Here is a 26,062-nt window from a genome sequence, read left to right on the forward strand (position 1 = left end):
CTGTCCCTATTGAATCTGGCTGAAAAGATGAATTGAGAATTGGCCCCGGCGTTCCGCCGGGGTTTTGTGCTGCAAAGAGACATTTAGAAGAGCATCTTTACGAATCTTTTAGTATAATAAACATTCGATTGAGATAGAGGGGAGACTGTCATGCCAGATTATCTGCAGCAATATTTCACGCTTGATAAAATCATACAAATCGGCATCAGCTTGGCGATTTTGCTGGTGTTTCTTATACTTAGAAAACTGTTTACAAGATATTTCTTTAATCTGCTTTTTAATTTGACAAACCGGCCGAAAACAGAAATTTTCAAACAGGTGGTACTTGCGTTTGACAAGCCGGCCAGATGGTTTTTTGTTGCCTTGGGGCTGTTTTTAGCGATCCGCTATTCACCGTTTTTAGACGAGCAAATGCCGGTCATCAGCAAAATATACCGTTCACTGATTGTGGCGCTCTTGTGCTGGGGGCTTTGTAATTTAACCGCAACGTCGTCGTTTATCTTCCATAAGGTGAATCAGCGCTTCGAGCTGGACATGGATGATATTCTGGCGCCGTTTTTATCCAAATTGCTCCGTTTTGTCATTATTGCGCTCAGTGTCAGTGTGATCGCTCAGGAATTCAATTATGATGTCAACGGATTTGTAGCGGGCCTTGGTCTTGGCGGACTGGCTTTTGCGCTTGCCGCGAAGGATACCATCAGCAACTTCTTCGGCGGGATCATTATTATTACTGAGAAGCCGTTTACTATCGGTGACTGGGTGGAGACGTCGACGGTAACCGGATCAGTAGAGGATATTACCTTCAGGAGCACTAGATTCAGAACAGCACAGGGGGCACTTGTAACGGTGCCGAATTCTACGCTGTCGATGGAAGCGATCACGAACTGGACAAGAATGACCAAACGCCAAATTACGTTTTCCATTCATGTGTCCTACGCTACGCCGATTGAGAACCTTGAACGCTCCATTCGTTCTCTCAGAACAATGCTCTTGGAGCATGAAGGCGTTGATAATGAAACGATCATGGTCAATTTTGATACGTTTGCGGACAGCTATTACAATTTATTTTTCAACTTCTATACAAAAACAACGGTTTGGGCTGAAAACCTCGATATTAGAGAGGACATTAACTATAAAATCATTGAAATCCTTGGCGCAGAAGGTGTCGAGTTTGCCTATCCCGGCCAAATGGTTGTTGTAAAGCAAAAGCACCAAAACGATCCGTTCCAAGTGAATCTAAATAAAGAGGAAAAGGAACGGGCTTAAAAAGGGGAAGACTTCGTCTGACAGAGGCGGAGTCTTTTTCATGGTAAAATAAGAGAAAAAAAGGCGGTGTTGAGTTGGAAGCATTCAGAAAGATTTTAAATGAAGCGCAGCGAATTGTCGTGCTGACCGGAGCGGGAATGAGCACAGAATCAGGAATTCCCGACTTTCGTTCAGCCGGGGGCATTTGGACGGAGGATGCCTCAAGAATGGAAGCGATGAGCCTTGATTATTTTTTAAGCTATCCGCGTCTGTTTTGGCCCAAATTCAAAGAATTGTTCCAGATGAAAATGAGCGGCAGCTTTGAACCGAATGAAGGGCACTTGCTTTTAGCTGAGCTGGAGAAGCAAGGGAAGCAGGTTGATATCTTTACACAAAACATTGACGGCCTTCATAAAAAAGCCGGGAGCAGGCATGTGTATGAACTGCACGGCTCTATCCAGACAGCAGCTTGTCCGGCATGCGGCGCCCGGTATGATCTCCCTTATTTGCTGGAGCGGGAGGTGCCGGAGTGTACGGCAGCCGGAAAAGATGGGGAGATTTGCGGAACGGTATTAAAAACAGATGTTGTTCTCTTTGGCGATGCCGTCCTGCACTTTGACACCCTTTATGAAAAACTGGAACAAGCAGATCTTTTATTGGTCATCGGCACGTCTCTCGAGGTTGCTCCGGCGAGGTTTGTGCCTGAGGACGCAAGCCGGATTCCCGGCATGAAGAAAGTCATCATTAACCTCGAGCCGACGTATTGCGACAGCTTGTTTGACATGGTCATCCATCAAAAAATTGGAGAGTTTGCCCGGAGTTTGGGCATAAAAAAGTGAGGCTGCACTTATGCGCCTCACTTTTTTTATTCGTGAACAGGAACCATTGTGTCCTCTAACACTCCGAAGGAATAGCCCTTTTCTTTTAGTTTATTGATTAGTACCGGCAGCGCGTTTACTGTAGCAGGAAGATCATGCATGAGAATCACATACGGCCGGCTTGAATGGCCGTGTTCCATATTCTCAAGCTGTTGTAATACTGCAGTCACATATTTTGAATTGCGGTATTTCCAGTCCATGCTGTCGATCGTCCAATCCCAGTACACAAAACCGTCTTTTTCAAGATTGCGGATTTGTGAGGCGGTCAGTGACGGCTTGCTCCCGTATGGCGTTCGGACAAGATCGGTTTTATAACCTGTAATATCTTGCAGCGTGTCACGCGCCTCCTCCATTTCTTTTAACGGAGATGTCGGCGTTTGATAGAACAATTTGTTATTATGGGTGACGCCGTGTAAACCGAGTGCGTGGCCTTCCTTTTCTGACCTTTTCACAGCTTGTTTGAATTCGTTCATCCGCGGTGACAGCATAAAAAATGTCGCTTTTACATCAGCGCTTTTCAGTACGTCGAGCAAGCGGTTTGTAAAGGCTGACGGGCCATCATCGAAGGTTAAGTAAACCGTCTTATCTCCCATGTTCCGCTTTGTCTGCAGATGTTTTATCAGCAGATCGGGGGAGTCGTTTTTCAGCTTCAGGCTTTCCTTCTCATTGCGAAGCTGGCCGTTTGTTGTGACAGTGACTTCCTTTGCTTTTGATGAGCTGTTGGAATAACCTAAAATCACCATAAGCAAAAGCAGCACACATAAAACTGCTAAACTTGCAAATTTAAAAGCAAGCGAAACTGCAGAAGGAGAAGCGTCTCCTCTCGTTTGTCGCATAACAATCTCTCCATTGGCATAAAATCTCTACATATCGCTGTACAGCAGGCAGCTTATGAAGATGCCATATGTTTACAACCTATGTATTACCAGTCAAGTATACAGGAATAAAACTGGAAAGAACATAGGGAATTTGTCGAAATATCAGATTTTAAGGGAAAAATAAACTCCTTCCCGCTATAGATCTCTTGATCTTTCTGTTTTTCAGCTTGTCCAATATGATAGAATAAGTGACAACAACAGCTTGAAAAGCATCAGGGAAAATCTCGAAAAGGGAGGGCTTTTATGAAGGTTTTAGTCAATGGCCAGCTGATTGGGCGCAGCGAAGCATCGATCGATTTGGAGGATCGCGGTTATCAGTTTGGTGACGGTATCTATGAGGTTATCAGGGTGTACAAAGGGGTATTGTTCGGCTTGCGCGAGCATGCGGAGCGTTTTTTCAGAAGTGCGGCTGAAATAGGGATTTCACTGCCGTTCAGTATAGAAGATCTCGAGTGGGACCTGCAAAAGCTTGTACAGGAGAATGCGGTCAGTGAAGGAGCGGTATACATTCAGACAACAAGAGGTGTGGCGCCGCGAAAACACCAGTATGAAGCAGGACTTGAGCCGCAGACGACTGCTTACACATTTACTGTGAAAAAACCGGAGCAAGAGCAGGCATACGGAGTGGCAGCCATTACAGATGAGGACCTTCGCTGGCTGAGATGCGACATCAAAAGTCTGAATTTACTGTATAATGTTATGACAAAGCAAAAAGCCTATGAAGCTGGAGCATTTGAGAGCATTTTAATGAGAGACGGCGTTGTCACGGAAGGTACATCCTCTAACGTTTATGTTGTTATCAATGGAACGGTGCGGACACATCCTGCTAACCGGCTCATTCTTAATGGAATTACACGGATGAAGATTTTAGGGCTGATTGAAAAGAATGGGATCAAGCTTGATGAGAAGCCTGTCAGTGAGGAAGAGCTGAGACAGGCGGAAGAAATCTTTATTTCCTCAACGACGGCGGAGATCATTCCGGTCGTGACGCTCGATGGAGAGTCGATCGGAAGCGGTAAACCCGGACCGGTGACAAAACAGCTTCAGGCTGCTTTTCAAGAAAGCATTCAGCAGGCCGCAAGCATTTCATAATGAAGCATAAAAAAAGAGCCCGCTTTGCAAGCGGCGCTCTTTTTATTTTTTAACAAATCCAATCAAAATGGAGATCATCGGTGATATATAGAGGAAGAACGTAAACGGGATATAGTCTATGACGGGAACACCAAGCGCGCTCGCCATAAAAGCGCCGCTGACGCCCCAAGGGATCAACGGGTTAATCAATGTCCCGCCGTCCTCCAATGATCTTGTCAGAAATTTTCGCTGGATGTTTTGTTTGTCATATAAGGATTTAAATGATTGTCCCGGTATTAATATTGATAAATACTGTTCGCCGGTTGCAAGATTGACGCCGATGCTTGAGCCGACGGTCGCCGCAACAAGACGGCCTTTTGAGCGGATGCCTTTCATGACGCCTTCCAAAAGTGCAGAAATCAATCCGATTTTCTCCATCAATCCGCCCAGTGCAAAAGCAATCATAATGAGAGAGACAGAGCCCATCATGGATTGCAGTCCGCCTCTGTTGATAATTTTTGCGGCCGCTTCATTGTCAGTTTGGAACGTCGTGCCATTTTGCAAAGCTGTCATAAACGCCTGCAAGCTGCTGTCAGGTACAAAAATAGCAGTCAAAATTCCCGAGGAAATAATTCCGATAGTCAGAACGGGAATTACAGATACACGCTTAATCGCCAGCAAAACGACTAAGAGCGGGGAAAGAAGAGCCCACGGTGTCACGTTTGCGGCATCCTTTATTCCGGTGATGACATGTTGGATATCATCGGTTGAAGCAGCATCCGCTGATACAGATAAACCGAGAAAGTAAAACAAAACGATGGTGATAAGCAAAGCCGGAATGGTAGTGCCCATCATATGGCGAATATGTTCAAAGATCGGTATTTCGCCTATGCCGGCGGCGAAATTGGTTGTGTCCGACATCGGAGACATTTTATCACCAAAACAAGCACCGCATATGACTGCGCCTGCTGTCCATTCAAGGGGAACGCCGGCCGCACTCGCCACGCCGATCAGCGCTACCCCAATCGTGCTCACAGTTGTCAGGCTTGAGCCGACAAGTGTGCTGATGATCATGCATGAAAACAAAGCTGTCAAAAGAAGGTGGCTTGGTTCAATAAAGGACAGGGCATAAACTGTCACGGACGGTATGGCGCCGCTGTACATCCAAGCGCCGATTAAGATGCCGATCAGCGCCAGAACGATAATTGGCTGTACGCCGTTTTTGATTCCCTCTACAATCCCTTTTTCTAGGGTCTTCCAAGAAAAACCGAACCATAAACCGGCTGCTGAAAGCATGACAACACATAGAAACAGCGGGATATGCGGTTCTGTATGAAGAAAGAATAAGCAAGAAATAATGATGCCTAACATGAATATAAATAAACCGACGGCTAACGGAAACGTCAGCTTTTTTTGAGAATCCAAAATAACACCCCATATATCTTTAATGCTTTTGTGCTTTTGGGCACGAAAGCATTATAACAGAAAAAAACGAAAATCTATGTTTTTTCACAATTATGAATATAAAAAAGCGAGCACAGGGCGTGCTCACTTCACGATTAAAACGGGTATATCAGATTTCGCTGAAAGCTTTTCACTTACACTTCCGAATATTAGCTTTTTCAGCCTGTTTTGGTCTCTGCTTCCGGTTACGATCATATCGGCAGAAATGCGGTTTGCATGTTCGATAATCGACTCAGCCGGATCACCTTCTAATATATCGATATCTCCATTTGCCTGCTGGTCATTCAGCATCATTCTGGCTTCGGCGATGACTTCTTCCGTACGGTCTTCATAGATCATTGGCTCAGGTGGTGCAACATCTGATATCAGCGGATCAGGAACACTTGTCATGCTTCCGCCAATATAGCTTGCCCCTGCTGCGGGCCTCGGCGGGTCGATGATGGTTTGATTGTCTTTCATATCATGTGAATGGGCGACGGTAATGGCGGCATTTACGGTTTTAGCAAGATCGATGGCTGTCTGAAGCGCTTTCTTACTATTTTCACTTCCGTCAAACGCGACAATGATACGGTCAGCATGAAACATCATTCTCACCCTTTCAAAAAACGTCTTACAACACAATACCCGGATTTGAGTACAATTAACCTTTTCCTATTCAAGTCATGATTGACAAAAAAAGGTTTTGTTTATATGATGAAAAAAGATGAAATCAGAATGGAAGGAGGGTTTGCTATGCCAAGGAATTTGCGTGTTTATCAAACAGTTTCATATTGGCGCGGCAAACCCTATGTTCTGTTTAATTGAACGGTTTTTTTGGTCGAGCCGCGCGCTGAAAAGCGCTGTGCATATCATATCGGTTAGAAAAGGCATGGAGCTGACGCTTCATGCCTTTTTTATATACAAAATCTAAGGAAAGACAGGTGTATGGGATGTGAAGACAAATACAAAGGCGAGGGCAGCTCATGTCAAACTGAACGAAAAAAGCTGCAAGGAAAAAATAGAAGGCGGCTGATGAGGAGATGGGAATCGATGTTTTCAGTATTGAAAAAGCTTGGCTGGTTTTTTAAAGCTTACTGGCTGCGCTATACGATTGCGATTGTGCTTTTATTAGGAGTCAATGTAATTGAAATGTTTCCGCCTAAGCTCTTGGGGAACGCCATAGATGATATGAAATCGGGGGCGTTTACTACGGAAGGGCTGCTGTTTTATATCGGTATCTTTTTTGTGCTGACGGCGGCCGTGTATATCATGTCTTATTTTTGGATGCATCAGCTGTTTGGCGGAGCGAATGTGATGGAGAAAACTCTTCGTACGAAGCTGATGGGACATCTGCTGGCCATGTCACCGCCGTTTTATGAAAAAAACCGTACAGGCGATTTAATGGCACGGGGGACGAATGATCTTCAGGCCGTCAGTTTAACGACGGGGTTTGGCATATTGACGTTAGTCGACTCTACGATGTTTATGATGACGATCTTTTTGACGATGGGTTTACTGATTAGCTGGAAGCTGACCTTTGCCGCCATTATCCCGCTTCCCGTCATGGCGATTGCAATCAGTCTATACGGAAGTAAAATTCACGAGCGGTTTACGGAGGCCCAAAATGCGTTCGGGGCGCTGAATGACAGGGTGCTTGAATCTGTTTCAGGCGTGCGGGTGGTTCGCGCGTATGTACAGGAAACAAACGATGTCCGCCGGTTTAATGAAATGACCGCCGATGTTTATCAGAAAAATATGAAAGTGGCTTTTATTGATTCGCTGTTTGAGCCGACGGTGAAGCTGCTTGTCGGCGCCAGCTATCTGATTGGGCTCGGCTACGGAGCGTTTCTAGTGTTCAGGAATGAGCTGACGCTTGGCGAGCTTGTTTCCTTTAATGTTTATCTCGGCATGATGATTTGGCCGATGTTTGCAATCGGTGAACTCATTAATGTGATGCAGCGAGGCAATGCGTCTTTAGACCGGGTAAATGAAACTCTATCTTATGAACCGGATGTGACAGAGCCAAAGCAGCCAGCTGAATTGAAAGAGCCTGGAAATATCGTTTTCAGCCATGTCAGCTTTACATATCCAAGCTCAACAAGCAGCAATATTCAAGATATTTCTTTTACAGTGCGAAAAGGGCAGACTGTCGGGATTGCCGGTAAAACCGGGAGCGGAAAAACGACGATTATTAAGCAGCTTTTGCGCCAGTACCCTGCCGGTGAAGGGAGCATCACATTCTCAGGCGTGCCGATTGAGCAGATCCCTCTTGACCGGCTCCGCGGGTGGATCGGATATGTGCCGCAGGATCATTTGCTGTTTTCACGGACGGTAAAAGAAAATATTTTATACGGAAAACAGGATGCAAGTGATGAAGAGGTTAAGCAAGCGATTGCCGAAGCACACTTTAAAAACGATTTACACATGCTTCCGTCCGGTCTGGAGACAATGGTCGGTGAAAAAGGCGTGGCGCTGTCCGGCGGGCAAAAGCAAAGAATTTCGATTGCGAGAGCACTCATGGCGAATCCGGAGATTTTGATTTTGGATGATTCGCTTTCTGCTGTAGATGCCAAAACAGAGGCGGCGATTATCAGCAATATCAGAGAAAACCGAAAAGGAAAAACGACATTTATTTTGACGCACCGTTTATCCGCGGTAGAGCATGCTGATCTGATCCTTGTGATGGACGGCGGCGTGATTTCTGAGAGAGGCACGCATCAGGAACTGCTGGTAAATAATGGGTGGTACCGGGAACAATATGAAAGACAGCAGCTGTTCACTGCGGAGGAGGGGGGAGCAGGGGCATGAAAACAGGGAAAACGTTATGGAGATATGCACTCCTTTATCGAAAATTGCTGATCACAGCCGTCCTATTGCTTGCGATCGCTGTCGGGGCAGAACTGACCGGGCCGTTTATCGGCAAAAAAATGATTGACGACCATATCCTTGGCATTGAGAAAACATGGTATGAAGCTGCGGAAAAAGATAAAAACGCCGTTCAGTTTCACGGCGCCTCTTATGTCAGAGAGGACCGTATGCAGGGACCTGTTTCTAAAGAAAAAGAAGCGCATATTTATCAAGTGGGAATGGCGTTTTATTTTGTTGATCAGGCGGTCAGTTTTGACGGGAACAGAACGGTTTCTGACGGAAAGCTGACGATTACAAACGGCGATGAGAGCCGGACATATGCTGCCGAAAAGCTGTCAAAGCAGGAACTTTTCCAGTTCTATCAACCGGAAATAAAGGGAATGGTGTTTCTGATCTGTCTGTATGGGGGCTTGCTCGTCTTTTCGGTATTCTTTCAATACGGACAGCATTATTTGCTGCAGATGAGCGCCAACCGCATTATCCAAAAGATGAGGCAGGACGTGTTTTCGCACATACAAAAAATGCCGATTCGCTATTTTGACAACCTTCCGGCCGGCAAAGTGGTTGCACGGATTACCAATGATACGGAGGCCGTCAGGGATTTATATGTCACAGTGCTGTCAACATTTGTGACAAGCGGAATCTATATGCTCGGGATATTCACGGCTTTGTTTCTGCTGGATGTTAAGCTCGCGTTTGTGTGTCTGGCAATTGTGCCGATTATCTGGCTGTGGTCGGTCATATACCGAAAATACGCGTCTTATTACAATCAAAAAATCCGTTCGATCAACAGTGACATTAACGCAAAAATGAATGAGTCCATTCAAGGCATGACGATTATTCAGGCTTTCCGTCATCAAAAGGAAACGATGAGAGAATTTGAGGAATTAAATGAATCTCATTTTTACTTTCAAAACAGGATGCTGAATTTAAACTCCTTAATGTCCCATAACCTTGTCAATGTGATCCGGAACCTTGCGTTTGTCAGTCTGATCTGGCATTTTGGCGGTGCAAGCCTGAATGCGGCCGGGGTTGTTTCCATCGGTGTGCTGTACGCGTTTGTCGATTATTTAAACCGGTTATTTCAGCCGATTACAGGCATCGTCAATCAGTTTTCAAAGCTGGAGCTTGCACGGGTCTCCGCCGGCCGCGTTTTTGAACTGCTTGAAGAAAAGAATACGGAAGAAGCGGGTGAACCGGCGAAGGAGCACGCGCTGGGGCGGGTTGAATTTCGTGATGTGTCATTTGCCTATCAAGAAGGTGAAGAGGTATTAAAGCATATTTCCTTTACCGCCCAAAAAGGCGAAACCGTAGCGCTCGTCGGCCATACCGGATCAGGAAAGAGCTCAATTTTGAATCTCCTGTTTCGTTTTTATGACGCACAAAAAGGGGATATTCTGATTGATGGGAGAAGCATTTACAACATGTCAAGACAGGAACTCAGATCCCATATGGGCATTGTGCTTCAGGACCCGTACTTATTCTCGGGCACAATCGGTTCTAACGTAAGTCTGGATGACGAGAGAATGACTGAAGAAAATATCAAAAAAGCATTGCGGCAAGTCGGAGCCGAGCCGCTTCTGGAAAAGCTTCCGAAAGGCATTAATGAACCTGTGATTGAAAAAGGGAGCACGCTGTCCTCTGGAGAGCGGCAGTTAATTTCTTTCGCAAGAGCTTTGGCGTTTGATCCCGCCATTTTGATTTTAGATGAAGCAACGGCACACATTGATACAGAGACAGAGGCCGTGATTCAGAAGGCGCTCGATGTCGTCAAACAAGGACGCACAACCTTCGTCATTGCCCACCGGCTTTCAACAATCAGAAACGCGGATCAGATTTTGGTCCTCGATAAAGGAGAAATAGTTGAGAGAGGGAACCATGAGGAATTGATGGAGGTCAAAGGCCAATATTATCAAATGTATGAGCTGCAAAAGGGTCAAAAGCATTCCATTGCATAACGCTCAAAAACCCAAAACAATCGTGTTTTGGGTTTTTTATATGTACTTAATAAGCCAGTCCGGCACGGTATCCGACATACTCTCCTGTAACGAGCTCACGATAGAGAAAATCAGCAGTATCACCGACCGTAATGCTTGAACCGCCCTCCGGCAAAACGTCACGCTCCGCACGATAAACGCCGGTGGCTGTTCCGTCCGGGAGGTAAGTGGGGCAGATGATGGTCCAGTCTAAAGATGATTCTTTTAGCATTTCGTATACTTTTGCATGCTCCTTGGCTGCGCGGGTCAGCTTTCGTTTTGATTCATTTGTTTCAAACCGGTATTTTCCCGGTTCATATCGGGAATCAAGAATGCCTGCAGTGCCGATTGTAATCAGCCTTTTGATATGCTGTTCCAGCATAATGTCGAGAATGTGTGTCAAAGCTGCTGACAGGGTATCATCACCATCTGTACCGAGACAGCTGATCACGATTTCAGCATCCTTCATAACTTTTTTCACATCTTCCCGGCAGCGTGCGTTCCCTATAACGATTCGGTCTTTTGGAAGGGGAAGTTCAGTAGGTTGAGATCTGACCAGAGCATAAATGTCAAATTGTTCATCTGCGGCAGCTTGTTTTAAAAAAGCTTGTCCGACGCGGCCGCTGGCTCCAAATAAAGCGATTTTCATCAAAAAACCTCCTCGCCCTCATTATAAAAGGATGTTCTCAATTTGAACAGCGCGGGAAAGAATACCTGTACAAATAGACAGAACGATGGGAAACATATTCATGAATCAAGGATATACTTACGAACTGAACCAGTTCCCAATTCACAACGGCGATGAATGACACCCTTATTCCCTCCCTTTTTTTCTAGGATATGTGGATCAGGAAAAAAGGGTGACAAATATAAAGAGAGCGCGGAAACCGCGCCCTCATAGCCATATATTGAGTTGTTATTGTACTCTGCCGCCCATTTGCTGCTGAGCGAAAGATACTAAACGTTTTGTGATTTCTCCTCCGACAGAACCGTTAGCGCGGGAAGTTGTATCCGCTCCAAGGTTAACGCCGAATTCAGAAGCGATTTCAAGTTTCATTTGATCGATAGCCTGAGCTGCGCCAGGAACTAGTAAGTCATTTGAAGAGTTTTGGTTAGCCATGTGTAAAATCTCCTTTTTGTTTAGTATGGTTGGGTTAACTGGAGTTGCACCAGTCTGTGGACCCGTCTCGGGTATCACTGCCGTCTCGGCGTAACCCAATGCTTGCCGGCTTGTTACTAGTATTATGTTAAAATGGCCGGAAACTCATGCGGAGAATTGAGTGGTAAATCTTGAGAAGACATAAAAAAAAGCTTAGCCGTTCAGGCTAAGCTAGTCATAAATATGAAAAAGCATCAGTTCATGTATCTCGTTTTTAAGAGCAGGCTCGTCAGCGCGGGCGGGAAACAAATTTCCCCATTCAATCTCACCGCTTTTATGATAGATGCCTTCATAATGGGTCCCTTTATAATAAAACGAAATTCTCCATCCGGGCAGCTTTTCTTTTTGGAACAAAGGTTTCCAGCTGAAATGAGAAATCATTACGGCCACGCTCCTTAAAATTGATGTCAATTGACCTGGATACGAACGAATTATGTTCATTGTATCACTGTTTCAGAACATCATTGAAGAGGTCTTTGGGATACAGTTTGTCCCAGCTCTAGATAAAGATAGGCCCGCTTTAATAAAAAAAGCGGACAGATTACGAAGGCCACAGCGCTTCATGGGAGGTGATCGCCTTCTCGGATAGATAGGAGGCGTATTCAAAGCTTCTTCGTTTTGTTAAAGAATCAACATGATACAAATTCGGATGAGAAAAAATACTTCGGCCCGGCCGTGAATTCGCTTCAAACATCCATACTTTACCGTTCTGATCAATGCCAAAATCGAAGCCAATCTCCCCGATAAACCCCTCAATATGATCGTGAAGCACATGGCTTGCCGTCAGTGCCGCAGCAGAAAGCTTTTTAATGACCTCAACTCTTTCAGCGGGATCATCGTATACTTCTGCAAGTGTTTTAACAGTTCCGCCATTAGAAAGATGTGTTGTAATGCTGTTTTCTCCGGAAATTTTTACGGCTATTGCTGTCACAGTCCATTTCCCTTTTCTGTTTTTATTGGTATGGACACGAAAATCCGCTGGTTTGCCTTGAAATTTGATCAGATCAACACCTTGCTGAATGAGAAAGTCAGACGGATCGTGCTGTTTTTGAAATTCTGCCAGAAATGCGGCGGCATCGGAATAATCGATTGAAGAAAACGTTTTGGCGTCATTTGTATGTTTCACTGTCAGGCCATCGTCTGTTTTTGTCAGCTGATATATCCCAGTGCCGAGTGCTCCGTTTGCCGGTTTGATATAGACTTTTTTGTATGCACCACAGAGTTCTGCAATTTTCTCCACAGATGGTGTCAGCTCGGATTTCGGCAAAAAAGGGGCGGTTCTCGGATCTTTCTCGAGCAATTGATGAACGCTCCATTTATTAAAAAATGTTTTATTAAACCATGGGATTTGATATTCATCAATCAGCCGTTTTTTTGTATGTTGCAAGAGAAGCGAATCTTCAATTTTTCTGTTTGGCAAACGGTCATAAACGACGTTCGGCAGCGGGACGATTTTTTTCTCCCAGCCGTTTTCTCTGTATAGGAGCCCTTCAATCGTACCCTCCTCCCAATTGATTTGGTGCGCGCCGAAAACGAAGCAGTAGCCTCCTGCTTGCTCGTGTAACGTAACAAGCTTAGAAAAAAAGAGGGAACGATCCTTAAAAGGGCGCTCAAGAGATACGGTAAAACCTGCCGTAAAGATGCCGATTAAAGGCCCGATATGCACCGTATGATCATGAATCAGGATGTCAGCCCTGCTTCGGTGGGGAAGCAAAAGCTCATGAAACAGATTTTCTGAGAGAAGCACGGTTTGTTCTAGATGCCGTCTGTAAGAAACGTGGCATCTGACAACCTTCGTCCCGAATGCGGCATGCAAAAGTCCGTCTCGCTTCATGGAAGAGGGAAGAAACAGGGTATTTTCACTGGTTTTGTCTATGCCGATCAAAAACCGTTTACGATTCACGCGGAAGAACTCCTTTCTGGCTTTGCTCAGAAAACAAATATTGGCAGCGCTTAAGGGGACAGGTATACAGCTGTTCTTTTTGCTCGGGAGAGACACGCAGGATTGATTTCCTGCCCGGTTTGGAATTGATATCTAGGATCCAAATTCTCCCGTCCTTCGCAAGGCATATATCGAGGCCGAGTTCAAACAGCGGCCCGTAGCGTTCGTCAAGGTAATACGGAACCGACTGGGTAATCGAGAACACGTCATCAAGTAAGACCACTTGCTGTTTTTTCGGTATATCTTCAAACCATGAATCGAATGTCAGCGCATCAGATCCGCCTGACAAATTGGCCAAAAGCCCGTGTTTGTATCCGCGTCTCACTGCCTTTCCGACTGTATTCCATTCACCTGCTTCGTTTTTTTCCATGAAGAGGCGGATATCACACGGGTATTGCTCCTTATCTTGAATATTTAAATAAGGCTGAAGCAAATATTGATGCTGAAGCACTTTTTTGCACCATGTTTTGAAAGAAGTTTGGTTGGAAAAGGTTTTTGTCTGCTTATCCTTTCCGATGTGATAAGTAGCGGTTATGTTTTTCTTACCCAGCTCCAAAAGAATCACGCCTCTGCCTCCTGCGCCGAACGCCGGTTTTAAGATGCAGGCTTTTTCTTTGGTTAAAAAGGAGTGGATTTGTTCATAGCGGCTCACCTTCATCGTTTCCGGAATATAGGGGTTGATCACAGCGTGCTGCTGTAGATCATGAAGAACGGTCCACTTATCGGGAAGACCCAGCCCGATGAATTCCGTTTTCGGATATTTTTTGAGCCACTCAACGATCGGTTTTGCTTTTTGGGATTGTGAATCCTTGCCGTAAAAACAGCGGTCATAAATATAATCTGGAATCGCCATTTCAGTTTCGTTCCATGTGCTGCTGGCCGAATGATAGACCGATGCTTTGACACGCAAGGTGTCAGGTAAAATATCAAACGGTGTAAACCGGATGAAACGTATGCCAAATTCGGGTGCTCTTTTGGCCAACTCTGCGGAATAGTCCGCTTCATGCTGGCGGGATAAGGACATAAAACCAAGTGTTATCATGGTGAGACTCCCCCTTTTATTCAAAAGCTGCCGGCGGGTGTCAGCAGCTTTACGCTAAATACGTGTAAGACGAACGCAGCTGACGGTATTCTACTTTACAGAATACGATTCTTCACCTTGCCCTATTCCAAAAGAACAAGCTGATTTTCTGACAACAGGAATTTGTCTCCTCATTTGCTATGTGATTGCATCAGCCTCTATAATACGAATAGGTACAACATCTATATGAAAAAAAGCTGAAGCACAGATGGAGGAAGATGAATAGGAATGGGTATTGCAGGAACCTTTATTTTTATGATCGTGATCGGAGCTGCCATTGGAGCGGTGACCAATCATTTAGCAATTCAAATGCTATTTAGGCCATATAAAGCGTACTATTTGTTTGGTAAACGAGTTCCTTTCACGCCCGGGCTGATTCCGAGAAGACGGGATGAACTTGCAAAACAAATGGGACTGATGGTAGTGAATCATCTCTTAACCCCTGAGGGCATTAAAAAGCGGCTCGTCTCTGATACAGCCAAAGCGCAGGCTCTTCAAGTCGGGGAACAGCTGATTCAAAAGCTGTCACTTTCTGAAATGACAGTAAAAGAAGCACTTGAAAAAGCCGGGGTAAAGCGTCCTGATGAAGCGGCAGACGCATGGATCAGCAACTGGACTGATGATAAGCTGAATGAGCTTTTCCGCCAATACGAGCACCAATCGTTAAAAGAGCTGGTGCCTTTAGAAGTGCAGGAAAAGCTTGAGGAAAAGATCCCGATGATTTCAGGATATATATTGTCACGAAGTGTCAGTTATTTTGAAAGTGATGAAGGGAAAATCCGTCTCGGCAATATGATTGATGACTTTTTAAAAGAGCGCGGCATGCTTGGAAGCATGGTGCAAATGTTTTTGGGCAATACAAGCCTCGCGGACCGCGTGCTGCCGGAGCTGCTGAAGTTTTTGCGGAATGAGGAAACAAATAAACTGCTTTCTGATCTCTTGCAAAATGAATGGGGTAAGCTGAGGGAGTACACGTTTTATGAGGCAGACGAAAAATGGAATGCCAAAGCGCTCATTTTCAGCCTGAAACGAAGAGTGCTGCAAACATTCTCGACTGCTCCTTTCTTTGACAATACGATTGGCACGCTTACCGTGCGCTATGAATCTGAGCTGACCCAGCAAATGCTGCCAGCGCTGTTAGACAAATTGCTTGAAGGGATTTCGGCCAATCTTGAAAGTGTTTTAAAACGGATGCGCCTTGAGGAAATCGTCAAGGAGCAGGTGGATCAGTTCCCGGTGCAGCGTCTTGAAGAAATGGTGCTGTCCATTTCCAAAAAAGAATTTAAAATGATTACCTATTTGGGAGGCCTTCTCGGCGGAATCATAGGTGCGATTCAAGCATTGTTTGTCATCCTTTTTTAAGAAGAAATGGTTTTTGATTAATGAAAGCAGCTCCATAGTCTGTTATAGTGGAGTGGTATGTCAAACGGCAATGATGAAAGGAGCTATACACAATGGCTGTTAATTTTTATGATGTAGCGTATGATCTGGAAAAAGCATTACGCGGGAGCGAAGAGTTCACCCGTTTAAAAAACCTGTACGATGAAGTAAACGCAGATGAATCAGCGAAGCGCATGTTCGAAAACTTCCGTGATGTGCAGCTTAGACTCCAGCAAAAACAAATGGCAGGAGAAGAAATTACACAAGAAGAAGTGACGCAGGCTCAAAAAACAGTTGCGCTTGTACAGCAGCACGAAAAAATTTCTCAGCTGATGGAAGCGGAGCAGCGCATGAGCGTGCTGATCGGTGAATTGAACAAAATCATTATGAAGCCTTTAGAAGAGCTTTACGGCGGTGTCGAAGGCTAAACAGCAAAATCCCTTCTTGGAAAAGAAGGGATTTTTTATTCTTTCAGCAAACTTGGAAATCCAATGAATCTTTTACCTCTCCATTGATGATCACTGATAATGTATGAATTCCTTTGTAATGTTTTCTGGTAGTTAGATCCTTAAAGGATTGAATTCTTGTGTACGGCTTAGTTTCGTTTTTTCTAATATTTGTTTCTGTTATTTTAAATACTTTTTGATGACGCTGACCTCTTGCTTTTACAAAATCAATTGCGTACTCAATTCTTACTTTTTGATCCCTGTCTGAATGAATATAGAAAGAAAATTCAAGGCTTTCGCCAATGGCTATACGGCTGGATTGACATGTTAAATCATGTAATTGTATTGAATCAGCATTTTCATAACCAAAAAGCGATAAGGCCTGTTTATCACCCTTTTTTAATAAGGTCCGATAGGCGTGTTTGATGATCCAATCGGAATAGGGATGTGTTCCGTACCATTGATCTGCGACTTTTCTCAGCAAATGAGGATGCGTTTTTGATATATCATTAAGGTTGTTGGCCACGCTTTTCCTTACATACAAGGACTTGTCCTGCATCAGCTTCTCAAGGATCGGCAGAACGGGGGAAGGGTCTGATTTCAAAGCGGGTATCGATTTTCCCCATGGCAGGCGTGGCCTGCTTCCTTCGCTCGCAAGTCTTCTCACGTGTTCATTTTCATGCTCGGACCATTTAAGCAATTGTGCAATCATTTTTTCTTGATCTAAAAGCAAAAAAGGCCTCACAGCAAATTCTGAGGTTGAATATTGCGTAAAGTATTCCAATGCCTTTATTGATTCTTCCCAATGCGCTAACCCGTACTGTTCTACATAATCAGGGAATAGAATTCCGCTTAGTCCTTTAAAATGAGGGGCTGCATCCCGTAAAATTGTGAGCGCTTCATCGTAATGTTTTGGCAGTGTTTCGTATAAGGAAGCTGTAATGCGGCGCATCCGCTCTTTTAAAGCGAGTTCAGGCCAGTCTTCCTGCAGCAATTGTTCCTCGAATCTGTCTTGGTTAAAATCAGGACAAGATGCCTTTATATGGTGTATCAATTGAGATATCAGTTTTTCATTGTATATTTCTTTTAAGTCAGCCACCTGATCACCGCTCTTTCATTTATTATTTATATTATATGGGAATGTATGTTCTGAATCAAGCGATATATTCCAAAAATTAACAACCAATCCTACCTTAGTATACATCATATGGATACTTTTTTTAGTTAAAAAAACCCTTGTCATCAGCAAGAAAAACTGAGATAATGGCATTGAAAGCGCCTACACTTACCTGATTTCAATTGGATACGGTCGCATATCATGCCGTTATATAGAGGGGATAAGCAACAGAGAGTAAGTGTTCGGAGCGCATCATTGGTCAAACAAGGGGTTCCTGATACATGATTTTTCGTAAATCGAAATAACGATATTAGGGAGAATGGCTGCTTCGATCGTATCCTATCATAATGCCCAAAACATAAAGTCTGCTGAGCCAGGCTTTTTTTGCTTTGCAGAAAAGGTTGTTCTAAACACAGAGACAGGGTCATATTCTATACACAAGTACAGTCATCAAGGAGGGGGACATCTCTGTGTCAAAACAATTGCTTGCCTTAAATATAGATGGAGCGCTTCTTCGGTCGAACGGAAAGATTCATCAGGCAACGAAAGACGCGATTGAATATGTTAAGAAAAAAGGGATTTACGTCACACTCGTAACCAACCGTCATTTTCGTTCAGCACAGAAAATAGCAAAATCGCTGAAGCTTGATGCCAAGCTGATCACTCATAGCGGGGCATACATCGCTGAGAAAATAGACGCCCCGTTGTTTGAAAAAAGAATCTCTGACGATCACACCTTTAATATTGTTCAAGTGCTGGAGAGCTATCAATGCAATATTCGGCTTCTTCACGAGAAGTATTCGATCGGAAACAAGAAAAAGGTGAATTCAAATTTATTAGGGAAAGCACTCATTCACCCGTCTGATCCGATCTTTTATCCAGTCCAGTTTGTTGAATCATTAAGTGATCTTCTCATGGATGAGCCAGTGAGCGCACCTGTCATCGAGGTGTACACGGAGCACGACATTCAGCATGACATTACAGAAACGATTACGAAAGCTTTCTCTGCGGTTGATGTTATTCGCGTAAACGATGAGAAGCTGAATATCGTCCCGAAAGGTGTCTCGAAGGAAGCGGGTCTGGCCCTCGTCGCTTCAGAGCTGGGCCTGACCATGGATGATGTCGTGGCCATCGGACATCAGTATGACGATCTCCCAATGATTGAACTTGCCGGTCTTGGGGTAGCGATGGGGAACGCCGCTCCGGAGATTAAGAGAAAGGCCGATTGGGTCACAAGGTCCAATGACGAGCAGGGTGTTGCTTACATGATGAAGGAGTATTTCCGGATGCAGCAGCGAAAAGGATTTCTTGATAAGTTCCACATGAAACGTGTGTAAAAAAGCCGCTCGCGCCCTGACAGGTGCGGCGGCTTTTTTGCCGGATTGATTTTAACGGTTTATTTCTGTACACTAAAGAAAGTTTTGAATCTGATAAATTAGGTGATGAAGTTGCAAATTAAAATAGAAGGCATACATGATGACCGCCTGCATCGGCCTCTGCAAAATATTGCAAATTTGTTTTATGAAGAGTGCGAGCTTGTGTACGGCGGAGGGGAGCCCGCAGATGTTGTCATTTCTTTAGACTGTTCACAAACGGATGAGCATGTGACGGTTTCGGGAGAAGTGAAGGGAACTGGCATAACGGAACAGCATACAAAATCTTTTTCTCCCGGCATGAATGAAAAAGAAGCTTTTAAGCAAGTGAAAAACACGATTTCTTATGTGTATCTCAATCTTCTTCAAGCGCATACGGGCATCACGCAAAAGTGGGGAATCCTGACAGGGATCCGGCCGACAAAGCTGCTTCATAAAAAGCTGCAAAGCGGAATGCCGCAGGAGCAGGCACATGCTGAATTGAAAAAGGACTATTTAATTCATGATGAGAAAATCGGGTTAATGCAGGAAATTGTTGACCGGCAGCTGGCGGCAGTGCCGGATTTGTATCAAGTAAAGGATGAAGTCAGTATTTATATCGGCATTCCGTTCTGCCCGACAAAATGCGCGTATTGCACATTCCCTGCGTACGCCATCCAAGGGCAGGCGGGCAGAGTCGGCTCATTCTTATGGGGGCTGCATTACGAAATGCAGAAAATCGGCGAATGGCTGAAGGCGCATGATGTGAAGGTTACAACCATTTACTTTGGCGGCGGGACGCCGACAAGCATTACAGCGGAGGAAATGGATCTGCTGTATGAAGAAATGGTCCGCTCCTTCCCTGATGTGAAAAACATTCGCGAGATTACGGTAGAGGCCGGCCGCCCTGACACGATTACGGAAGAAAAACTCGCCGTTTTAAACAAATATGACATTGACCGGATCAGCATTAATCCGCAATCCTATGAAAACGAAACGCTAAAGGCGATCGGACGGCATCATACAGTTGAAGAGACCATTGAGAAATATCATCTTTCACGCCAGCACGGCATGAATAATATTAACATGGACTTGATTATCGGTTTGCCCGGGGAAGGCGTGAAGGAGTTCAGACACAGCCTTTCAGAAACGGAAAAACTGATGCCGGAATCCCTTACGGTTCATACTCTTTCCTTTAAACGGGCCTCAGAAATGACGAGAAACAAGCATAAGTACAAAGTCGCCGGCAGGGAAGAGGCTTCTCAAATGATGGATGACGCGGTAGCCTGGACGAAAGAGCATGGGTACGTGCCTTATTATTTATACCGCCAGAAAAATATTCTTGGAAACCTTGAAAACGTCGGATACTCTTTGCCGGGACAAGAAAGCATCTACAACATCATGATTATGGAAGAGGTGCAGACCATTATCGGCATCGGCTGCGGCGCAGCAAGTAAATTTATAGACCGTGATACAGGGAAAATTACGCACTTTGCCAATCCGAAAGATCCGAAATCGTACAATGAGCGCTTTGAACACTACACGGACGAAAAAATCAAATATTTAGAGCAGATTTTTGAGAGAACGACAAAGCAGCACTGATCACAGTGCTGCTTTTTTTATCCCTGTTTTCTTGCAGGCTGAACATCAGGCTTCCATTTAAATACCTTGTTCAGCAAGCGGTAAATTCGTTTTGATTCCTTTGTTAAAAGCGGCCCTAAAATCGCCAGAATGAGGACATATAATGCGGCAAACGGCTTTAAAGTGGCTGACAGGCCGCCGGCTATCCCGAGATTCGCAACGATAATCGAAAACTCTCCCCGTGATACGATCGTCAGTCCGATATTCGATGAAGCCTTATGGGAAAGCCCTGCGCGTCGTCCTGCCACCATTCCGGCGATAAAGTTTCCGAGAATGGTCAGAATCACTGCTCCCAGTGCAAGCCAAACCGCTTCACCGAGCGAAAACGGGTCGATGCTAAGGCCGAAGCTGAAAAAGAACATCGCGCCGAAGAAGTCGCGAAACGGAACGACAAGGTGCTCAATCCTATCGGAATGCTCTGTTTCTGAAAAAACCAAACCGAGCAGCAGCGCGCCAATCGCTTCCGCTACATGGATCGTCTCTGAAAACCCGGCGATAAAAAAGAGTGCGGCGAAAATGACGATAATAAACACTTCATTTGAGCGAATGTCCAACAGCTTATTCAAGAGCGGCGGGAGCTTTCTGGCTGCGATAAAAAACAGCAGCATATAACCGAAAGCGATCAAAATGGACAAGAGCGCACTCCCGACTGATGTCGCATCACCTAACACAAGGCCGGAAACAACGGACAAATACACGGCAAGGAAAATATCCTCAAACATAATGATGCCGAGAATCAGCTCGGTTTCCGGATTGGCCGTTCTTTTTAAATCGACGAGCACTTTTGCGACAATCGCACTTGACGAGATTGTGATGACGCCTGCGAGGACGAGGACTTCTAGAAAGGAAAACCCGGTGATAAACCCATAAAGCAGCCCGAGGCTGAAATTAATCAAGATATAAATCGTTCCGCCAATTGCAATTGATTTTCCGGATTTGATTAATTTTCCTACGGAGAATTCGAGTCCGAGATAGAAAAGGAGGAACAGCACGCCCATCCGCCCGAAAAACTCGATGATTTCACTGCTTTCTATAAACGTAAGGTCAATAATCCCCACTTTCGGCGCGTGCGGTCCAAGCAGCATTCCAAGCACAATCAGAAATGGAATAATCGAAAATTTAATTTTGTTGGCGATTACACTGGCAATCGCCACAAGAACAAGCGCAGTCCCGACTTCAAATACAAGATGATCCATCGGCCGTTCACACGCCCTCTCCAGAAAGAAAATCATGAATCAGTTTCTTCAGATGCTTTCTTTCACCTGAGAGGACAAGTGTGTCATTTTCTTCAATAACCGAATCGGCTCCGGGATTTAAAAGCTTTTCCTGGCTGTGTTTGATGATGGCAATCACAGTGACATCGTAGTTTTGGCGGACATCAAGCTCCCCGAGTGTGCGCCCGATTGATTTGGCGCCTTTTTCGACCTTAAACCATTCAATAATGAGATCGCTGAAGGCCATTTCGATGGATTCCAGCGCTTGCGGTTTATAGACCATGCCACCTAAAATAGCGGCAATTTGCCTTGCTTCAGAATCATCCAATGAGATATTGGAAAGAAGCTCATCGGGGTCCTGGTCATTAAACCGGTAAATTTCTCTTCTTCCGTCATCATGAATGATAATCGTCATTTTTTCGTGACTTCTCGTTTCGATTTCAAATTTTTTGCCGATGCCCGGCAGATCGTTTTCTTTAATATTCAATGAAAATCCCTCCGAATGTAGTGTTGGCTAAATGGGGTAAGTTAAAAACAAGAATATTTATATTCGGAGGTAATTAGACTGGTATTTGACAGGGACGGCACAAACCTTTTCCAACCTGTTTATCAGCGGTTCGTCAAGAGGTTTGACAGACAGCTGCCTGACAGACTGCGTCAGCGGGCTGTACTCTTTGATCAGCTCTGCCGGGTACATGCTGCCCGGCGACGGTGTTTTGGCCGTTTGTGTTTCCTGCGGATATGAGGACATAGGCACATAGCTGTCAGTGCTTGCTTCAAGCTGGGAAGGCAGAACCACGTCCGAAGGGGGAAAGTACACCATAAATAAACTTAACAGAAAACTGATCAGCAATTTATCCATGTTCCTTTCCCCCTTTCTCATCCTGATAATCCCTTCTTTTTCACTATATAAAACTTTATGTTTTCATTCAAACAATATGCATTTTTCAGTATCTATTGACCTTGAAAAATAAAAAGGTTTATTTGAGGATGGCGGGGAATGTATAGGAGAAAGAAAAAAGCAAGCGCATACATGGAGGTGCTTCATATGGAATTTATTCAATATGAACGGAATGGAGCCGTTGCCGAGATTATCCTGAATCGCCCTGATGCCCATCACGCCCTGAATGAACAGATGCTGTCTGAACTGAAGGAGGCGGTTGATAAGGCGGCTGCAAGCGAGGCGCTTATCGTTCTCCTGAGAGGAACCGGGAAAGGCTTTTCGGCCGGCGGAGACATCCGGATGATGACGTCAGAGCATGACCCTGATCAATTTAAGCAGCTGATGGATACGATTGAGGCTGTCACTTTGACGTTATATCAAATGAAGAAAGTGACAATTGCTGCTATTCACGGTGCTGCTGCGGGACTGGGCCTGAGTTTGGCACTGTGCGCTGACATTGTGCTCGCAGAAAAAAACGCTGTTCTCGCGATGAATTTTATCGGCATTGGGCTTGTTCCGGACGGCGGAGGACATTATTTGCTGAAGAAAAGAATTGGAGAGGCGAAAGCGAAAAAGCTGATTTGGACCGGGAAAAAGCTTTCCGCCGCGGAAGCCGCCGATATGGGCCTCATTGACGGGACATTTGCCGGAGACCCTGCGGAAGGCGCGAGGCCCTTTATCGAAACCCTTTTGGCCTCACCTCTTTTGGCGATGATCGAAACGAAAGCCATCTTTCAGAGCCTCCAGCTTGAAGAACTAAAAAAGGTGCTTTCTCTTGAACGCAGCGCCCAAGAGAAAATGAGAAGGACCAAGGATCACCAAGAAGGAATCCGTGCCTTTTTAGAAAAACGGGAGCCGAAGTTCCAAGTGTAACAGATCAGCCGGAAAGCTGATCATCTGTGAAACAAAATCAGCTTTCCGGCTGCATTGACTAAACGATGGGTATGACTGTGAAGCTCTTTTTCTTTTAACAGGGCCTCACCATGCGTTTTTGCCGTTTCTTCATTTTCTGCCTCGAATCGTTCGTTTACCAGTGTTTTCCCCGAAGGATCAAAAGCTGTAAGGAAATAATCAGCCATCAGGTTTCTCCTCCATTTTCAAGATTTATCGTTCTTTCTTCATTTATATTCTAAATAGGAAATCAAAATCCTTTATTATGTTTCATCCAAAATTAGTATATAATGGGTCAGGGAAGGAGGAGATTCGGTGCTTAAGATTGATCACGTAACGAAGACATTTGGAGATTATAAAGCCGTTGACGGATTGGACTTAGACATTCCGGAACAGCAAATGTTCGGTCTTTTAGGCGCAAACGGAGCGGGAAAAACGACGACGTTTCGCATGATCCTTGGCTTATTAAGCATTACGGAGGGCTCAATCAGCTGGAAAGGCCGTCCTGTGAATTACAGTATCAGCAACAAAATCGGTTACTTGCCGGAAGAACGGGGCCTTTATCCGAAAATGAAGGTAAAGGATCAGCTTGTCTATCTTGCCAGATTAAAAGGGATGGAGAAGCGGGAGGCTGTAAAAGAGCTCGGCACATGGCTTGATCGCTTCAATATAACAGATTACGAGAATAAGAAGGTGGAAGAGCTTTCGAAGGGCAACCAGCAGAAAATCCAATTTATTTCGGCAGTTTTGCATAAGCCGGAGCTGCTGATTCTTGATGAACCATTCAGCGGTTTGGACCCTGTCAATGTGGAGCTGTTAAAAGAGGCTGTAATCTCTCTGAAAAACAGCGGTGTTTCTATTTTATTTTCCAGCCACCGGATGGAGCATGTGGAGGAGCTTTGTGAGAACCTTTGCATATTGCAGAAAGGAAAGCCGGTTGTACAAGGCAGGCTGAAGGAGATAAAGCGTTCCTTCGGCAAAAAGAATGTCACGATTCACTCCGATGATGATCTGCGTTTTTTGCAGTCTCATGAAGGCATTCTTCAATGGAAGGAAACGGCCGGCGGCGTCAAGCTGCAGATTGCCAATGAAGACATCTCTCAAGAGATTTTTGCCATGCTCCAAGGAAAAGGGTTTATCAGAAAGTTCGAGCTTGAAGAGCCGTCACTGCATGATATTTTTATAGAAAAGGTGGGGGCCGTCTATGAATAAATTTTGGATCATGCTTTCTCATACATATAAAAATAAGATTATGGCAAAATCCTTTATTATTTCGACTGTTATCACGGTACTGCTTGTTTTAGTTGTAACGAATCTGGAGTCGATCATTTCTCTGTTTCAAGGTGATGATGCGAAAGAAAAAATCGCCGTTGTTGATGAAACAAACGAATTATATCCGGTTTTCTCGAAGCAGCTGAAAGCGGTGGATACAGACAGCGATCTTGATGTGAAGCAGTCGAAGCAATCGGAGGAAGAGGTCACAAAGCAAGTCAAAGATGAAGCGCTCGATGGCATGCTCATCATCAAACGTGATGAAAAAGGGACCATTTCAGGAACATATAAAGCGTTAACGATTTCTGATGAAAGCACATACCAAACGCTGCAGCAGGCGCTGACGCAAACCAAAACGGCTGTCGGAACGGCGGAGCTCGGCGTTTCGCAGGAAACGATCAGCAGCCTTTATGCGCCCGTTACCGTCGGGCAGGAGGCGCTGAAAGAGGGAGCGAAGTCTGAGGAAGAGCTGGGCCAGACGGTAGGGCTTGTTTATATTATGCTGTTTGTCATCTATTTCTCTGTGATTATGTATGCCAGCATGATTGCAATGGAGGTCGCAACCGAAAAATCTTCGCGTGTCATGGAAATTCTTATCTCAAGCATGCCGCCGATCCAGCAGATGTTTGCAAAGCTGCTCGGCATCGGGCTCGTCGGGATCACACAGCTTGCTGTCATTATAGCTGCCGGCTCATTGTCGCTAAGGTTGAACAAAACGAGCGAAACAGCTTCATCTGTCGGGGGATTTCTTAATCTGACCGACGTTTCAGCAACGACCGTTGTTTATGCTGTTATTTTCTTTTTGCTCGGATACTTTTTATACGCGACACTCGCCGCGTTTCTCGGCAGTGTCGTCAGCAGAATAGAGGACGTGCAGCAAACGATCACGCCGATGACGCTATTGGTTGTCGCCGGTTTTATGATCTCGATGTTCGGCTTGAATGCACCAGACGCAGGATTTATTACGGTAACCTCGTTTATTCCGTTTTTTACGCCAATGATTATGTTCTTGCGCGTCGGCATGCTTGATATTCCGTTTTGGCAGGCGGCTGCCGGAATCGGAATCACACTGCTCACCATTATCATACTGGCCGTCATCGGCGCCAGAATTTACAAAGGCGGTGTGTTGATTTACGGCAATTCAAGCGCGTTCAAAGCGATCAAACAAGCGCTGCGTTTAGCGAAAAACTGATTGGAAAACAGCCTGGGGATTCTCAGGCTGTTTCTTTATTGACAGAACGTGCATTCGCAAGAATTCGGTGCTA

General features: G+C 45.0%; 27 protein-coding genes. 13 read left to right on the forward strand and 14 right to left on the reverse strand.

Going from position 1 to position 26,062, the window contains the following annotated elements:
• The first annotated feature begins 150 nt into the window (after positions 1-150).
• Together mscY and srtN are read left to right on the forward strand one after the other, a co-directional pair.
• Entirely contained in the window at positions 151-1,266 is a 1,116-nt protein-coding gene (mscY, locus tag M1M80_RS05520; protein ID WP_003239536.1) for a small-conductance mechanosensitive channel protein MscY, read from the forward strand.
• Between the two features lie 74 nt (positions 1,267-1,340).
• Positions 1,341-2,084 (forward strand): sirtuin NAD-dependent deacetylase, encoded by a 744-nt coding sequence (gene srtN / locus M1M80_RS05525; RefSeq protein ID WP_060398271.1) that lies wholly within the window; start codon positions 1,341-1,343, stop codon positions 2,082-2,084.
• A 26-nt stretch (positions 2,085-2,110) separates the two neighbouring features.
• Here the strand turns inward: srtN and M1M80_RS05530 are convergent, their stop codons facing one another.
• Positions 2,111-2,959, reverse strand: coding sequence for a polysaccharide deacetylase family protein (locus M1M80_RS05530; protein ID WP_003239534.1), 849 nt, complete (start codon positions 2,957-2,959; stop codon positions 2,111-2,113).
• Positions 2,960-3,244: 285 nt separating this feature from the next.
• Here M1M80_RS05530 and dat point away from each other — a divergent pair, with 285 nt between their 5' ends.
• A complete protein-coding gene (gene dat / locus M1M80_RS05535; protein WP_003239533.1) occupies positions 3,245-4,093 on the forward strand; it encodes a D-amino-acid transaminase in 849 nt (282 codons plus the stop codon).
• Positions 4,094-4,135: 42 nt separating this feature from the next.
• Here dat and nhaC read toward each other — a convergent pair whose 3' ends face one another.
• Both nhaC and M1M80_RS05545 read right to left on the reverse strand, forming a co-directional pair.
• The gene (nhaC, locus tag M1M80_RS05540) at positions 4,136-5,497 is read right to left on the reverse strand and encodes a Na+/H+ antiporter NhaC (protein ID WP_060398272.1); all 1,362 of its coding nucleotides are present in this window, start codon (positions 5,495-5,497) and stop codon (positions 4,136-4,138) included.
• Between the two features lie 123 nt (positions 5,498-5,620).
• Positions 5,621-6,121 carry a universal stress protein gene (locus M1M80_RS05545; protein WP_060398273.1) on the reverse strand — a complete coding sequence of 167 codons (501 nt, stop codon included), beginning with the start codon at positions 6,119-6,121 and terminating at the stop codon, positions 5,621-5,623.
• Positions 6,122-6,284: 163 nt separating this feature from the next.
• On the opposite strand from M1M80_RS05545, the gene M1M80_RS05550 reads away from it, so the two are divergent.
• The 3 genes from M1M80_RS05550 (at position 6,285) to bmrD (ending at position 10,341) form a co-directional block, all read left to right on the forward strand.
• Positions 6,285-6,446 carry a hypothetical protein gene (locus M1M80_RS05550; protein WP_060398274.1) on the forward strand — a complete coding sequence of 54 codons (162 nt, stop codon included), beginning with the start codon at positions 6,285-6,287 and terminating at the stop codon, positions 6,444-6,446.
• A gap of 119 nt (positions 6,447-6,565) precedes the next feature.
• Entirely contained in the window at positions 6,566-8,323 is a 1,758-nt protein-coding gene (gene bmrC, locus M1M80_RS05555) for a multidrug ABC transporter ATP-binding protein BmrC (protein ID WP_060398275.1), read from the forward strand.
• Positions 8,320-10,341 (forward strand): multidrug resistance ABC transporter ATP-binding protein/permease BmrD, encoded by a 2,022-nt coding sequence (bmrD, locus tag M1M80_RS05560; RefSeq protein ID WP_060398276.1) that lies wholly within the window; start codon positions 8,320-8,322, stop codon positions 10,339-10,341. The genes bmrC and bmrD overlap by 4 nt, the downstream gene beginning before the upstream one ends.
• A gap of 46 nt (positions 10,342-10,387) precedes the next feature.
• Here bmrD and M1M80_RS05565 read toward each other — a convergent pair whose 3' ends face one another.
• The 6 genes from M1M80_RS05565 to spaC all read right to left on the reverse strand — a co-directional run bounded on the left by M1M80_RS05565 (position 10,388) and on the right by spaC (position 14,502).
• The gene (locus M1M80_RS05565) at positions 10,388-11,008 is read right to left on the reverse strand and encodes an NAD(P)-dependent oxidoreductase (RefSeq protein ID WP_060398277.1); all 621 of its coding nucleotides are present in this window, start codon (positions 11,006-11,008) and stop codon (positions 10,388-10,390) included.
• Positions 11,009-11,045: 37 nt separating this feature from the next.
• Complete coding sequence (locus M1M80_RS05570; RefSeq protein ID WP_080428983.1) at positions 11,046-11,171, reverse strand: hypothetical protein; 126 nt, start codon at positions 11,169-11,171, stop codon at positions 11,046-11,048.
• Positions 11,172-11,275: 104 nt separating this feature from the next.
• On the reverse strand, positions 11,276-11,479 hold the full coding sequence (gene sspB, locus M1M80_RS05575; protein ID WP_003233287.1) for a beta type acid-soluble spore protein SspB: 204 nt from the start codon (positions 11,477-11,479) through the stop codon (positions 11,276-11,278).
• 210 nt (positions 11,480-11,689) lie between these two features.
• Positions 11,690-11,908, reverse strand: a complete 219-nt coding sequence (locus tag M1M80_RS05580; protein WP_080010759.1) for a YheE family protein — start codon at positions 11,906-11,908, stop codon at positions 11,690-11,692.
• 151 nt (positions 11,909-12,059) lie between these two features.
• Positions 12,060-13,421, reverse strand: a complete 1,362-nt coding sequence (yheD, locus tag M1M80_RS05585; protein WP_060398278.1) for a spore coat associated protein YheD — start codon at positions 13,419-13,421, stop codon at positions 12,060-12,062.
• On the reverse strand, positions 13,411-14,502 hold the full coding sequence (spaC, locus tag M1M80_RS05590; RefSeq protein ID WP_003239523.1) for a spore coat associated protein SpaC: 1,092 nt from the start codon (positions 14,500-14,502) through the stop codon (positions 13,411-13,413). Before spaC ends, yheD begins: the two co-directional genes overlap by 11 nt.
• A 267-nt stretch (positions 14,503-14,769) precedes the next feature.
• Between spaC and M1M80_RS05595 the strand changes: the two genes are divergently transcribed.
• On the forward strand, positions 14,770-15,903 hold the full coding sequence (locus M1M80_RS05595) for a DUF445 domain-containing protein (protein WP_060398279.1): 1,134 nt from the start codon (positions 14,770-14,772) through the stop codon (positions 15,901-15,903).
• Positions 15,904-15,995: 92 nt separating this feature from the next.
• Positions 15,996-16,349, forward strand: coding sequence for a YlbF/YmcA family competence regulator (locus M1M80_RS05600; RefSeq protein WP_060398280.1), 354 nt, complete (start codon positions 15,996-15,998; stop codon positions 16,347-16,349).
• Positions 16,350-16,392: 43 nt separating this feature from the next.
• Here the strand turns inward: M1M80_RS05600 and M1M80_RS05605 are convergent, their stop codons facing one another.
• Entirely contained in the window at positions 16,393-17,466 is a 1,074-nt protein-coding gene (locus M1M80_RS05605; RefSeq protein ID WP_060398281.1) for a DNA alkylation repair protein, read from the reverse strand.
• Positions 17,467-17,954: 488 nt separating this feature from the next.
• Between M1M80_RS05605 and M1M80_RS05610 the strand changes: the two genes are divergently transcribed.
• Positions 17,955-18,821, forward strand: a complete 867-nt coding sequence (locus M1M80_RS05610) for a Cof-type HAD-IIB family hydrolase (RefSeq protein WP_003239519.1) — start codon at positions 17,955-17,957, stop codon at positions 18,819-18,821.
• A gap of 111 nt (positions 18,822-18,932) precedes the next feature.
• A complete protein-coding gene (locus tag M1M80_RS05615; RefSeq protein WP_060398282.1) occupies positions 18,933-20,438 on the forward strand; it encodes a coproporphyrinogen III oxidase in 1,506 nt (501 codons plus the stop codon).
• A gap of 17 nt (positions 20,439-20,455) precedes the next feature.
• Here the strand turns inward: M1M80_RS05615 and khtU are convergent, their stop codons facing one another.
• Genes khtU through M1M80_RS05630 form a run of 3 tightly spaced genes read right to left on the reverse strand, consistent with a single transcriptional unit; the run spans position 20,456 to position 22,574 of the window.
• A complete protein-coding gene (gene khtU / locus M1M80_RS05620) occupies positions 20,456-21,673 on the reverse strand; it encodes a K(+)/H(+) antiporter subunit KhtU (RefSeq protein ID WP_003239517.1) in 1,218 nt (405 codons plus the stop codon).
• 7 nt (positions 21,674-21,680) lie between these two features.
• Positions 21,681-22,178, reverse strand: coding sequence for a K(+)/H(+) antiporter subunit KhtT (gene khtT, locus M1M80_RS05625; RefSeq protein WP_060398283.1), 498 nt, complete (start codon positions 22,176-22,178; stop codon positions 21,681-21,683).
• 57 nt (positions 22,179-22,235) lie between these two features.
• Positions 22,236-22,574, reverse strand: coding sequence for a hypothetical protein (locus M1M80_RS05630; protein ID WP_080428984.1), 339 nt, complete (start codon positions 22,572-22,574; stop codon positions 22,236-22,238).
• Between the two features lie 165 nt (positions 22,575-22,739).
• Here M1M80_RS05630 and M1M80_RS05635 point away from each other — a divergent pair, with 165 nt between their 5' ends.
• The gene (locus tag M1M80_RS05635; RefSeq protein ID WP_060400011.1) at positions 22,740-23,507 is read left to right on the forward strand and encodes an enoyl-CoA hydratase; all 768 of its coding nucleotides are present in this window, start codon (positions 22,740-22,742) and stop codon (positions 23,505-23,507) included.
• 20 nt (positions 23,508-23,527) lie between these two features.
• On the opposite strand, the gene M1M80_RS05640 is transcribed toward M1M80_RS05635, so the two are convergent.
• Complete coding sequence (locus M1M80_RS05640; RefSeq protein WP_003239513.1) at positions 23,528-23,713, reverse strand: YhzD family protein; 186 nt, start codon at positions 23,711-23,713, stop codon at positions 23,528-23,530.
• Positions 23,714-23,840: 127 nt separating this feature from the next.
• On the opposite strand from M1M80_RS05640, the gene M1M80_RS05645 reads away from it, so the two are divergent.
• Both M1M80_RS05645 and M1M80_RS05650 read left to right on the forward strand, forming a co-directional pair.
• Positions 23,841-24,737: an ABC transporter ATP-binding protein gene (locus M1M80_RS05645; protein ID WP_003239512.1), complete on the forward strand. Its 897-nt coding sequence runs from the start codon at positions 23,841-23,843 to the stop codon at positions 24,735-24,737.
• On the forward strand, positions 24,730-25,989 hold the full coding sequence (locus M1M80_RS05650; RefSeq protein ID WP_060398285.1) for an ABC transporter permease: 1,260 nt from the start codon (positions 24,730-24,732) through the stop codon (positions 25,987-25,989). The genes M1M80_RS05645 and M1M80_RS05650 overlap by 8 nt, the downstream gene beginning before the upstream one ends.
• The last annotated feature ends 73 nt before the right edge of the window (positions 25,990-26,062 follow it).

This window comes from Bacillus inaquosorum, from assembly GCF_023238325.1.
GTDB classification, from domain to species: Bacteria; Bacillota; Bacilli; order Bacillales; family Bacillaceae; genus Bacillus; species Bacillus inaquosorum.

Coding starts and splice junctions, on each gene's coding strand:
- dat (WP_003239533.1), top strand. CDS start 3,245: ATGAAGGTTTTAGTCAATGGCCAGCTGATTGGGCGCAGCGAAGCATCG.
- M1M80_RS05565 (WP_060398277.1), bottom strand. CDS start 11,008: ATGAAAATCGCTTTATTTGGAGCCAGCGGCCGCGTCGGACAAGCTTTT.
- M1M80_RS05640 (WP_003239513.1), bottom strand. CDS start 23,713: ATGGCTGATTATTTCCTTACAGCTTTTGATCCTTCGGGGAAAACACTG.
- M1M80_RS05530 (WP_003239534.1), bottom strand. CDS start 2,959: ATGCGACAAACGAGAGGAGACGCTTCTCCTTCTGCAGTTTCGCTTGCT.
- khtU (WP_003239517.1), bottom strand. CDS start 21,673: ATGGATCATCTTGTATTTGAAGTCGGGACTGCGCTTGTTCTTGTGGCG.
- M1M80_RS05635 (WP_060400011.1), top strand. CDS start 22,740: ATGGAATTTATTCAATATGAACGGAATGGAGCCGTTGCCGAGATTATC.
- mscY (WP_003239536.1), top strand. CDS start 151: ATGCCAGATTATCTGCAGCAATATTTCACGCTTGATAAAATCATACAA.
- M1M80_RS05630 (WP_080428984.1), bottom strand. CDS start 22,574: ATGAGAAAGGGGGAAAGGAACATGGATAAATTGCTGATCAGTTTTCTG.
- sspB (WP_003233287.1), bottom strand. CDS start 11,479: ATGGCTAACCAAAACTCTTCAAATGACTTACTAGTTCCTGGCGCAGCT.
- M1M80_RS05650 (WP_060398285.1), top strand. CDS start 24,730: ATGAATAAATTTTGGATCATGCTTTCTCATACATATAAAAATAAGATT.
- spaC (WP_003239523.1), bottom strand. CDS start 14,502: ATGATAACACTTGGTTTTATGTCCTTATCCCGCCAGCATGAAGCGGAC.
- bmrC (WP_060398275.1), top strand. CDS start 6,566: ATGTTTTCAGTATTGAAAAAGCTTGGCTGGTTTTTTAAAGCTTACTGG.
- bmrD (WP_060398276.1), top strand. CDS start 8,320: ATGAAAACAGGGAAAACGTTATGGAGATATGCACTCCTTTATCGAAAA.
- M1M80_RS05595 (WP_060398279.1), top strand. CDS start 14,770: ATGGGTATTGCAGGAACCTTTATTTTTATGATCGTGATCGGAGCTGCC.
- M1M80_RS05600 (WP_060398280.1), top strand. CDS start 15,996: ATGGCTGTTAATTTTTATGATGTAGCGTATGATCTGGAAAAAGCATTA.
- M1M80_RS05545 (WP_060398273.1), bottom strand. CDS start 6,121: ATGTTTCATGCTGACCGTATCATTGTCGCGTTTGACGGAAGTGAAAAT.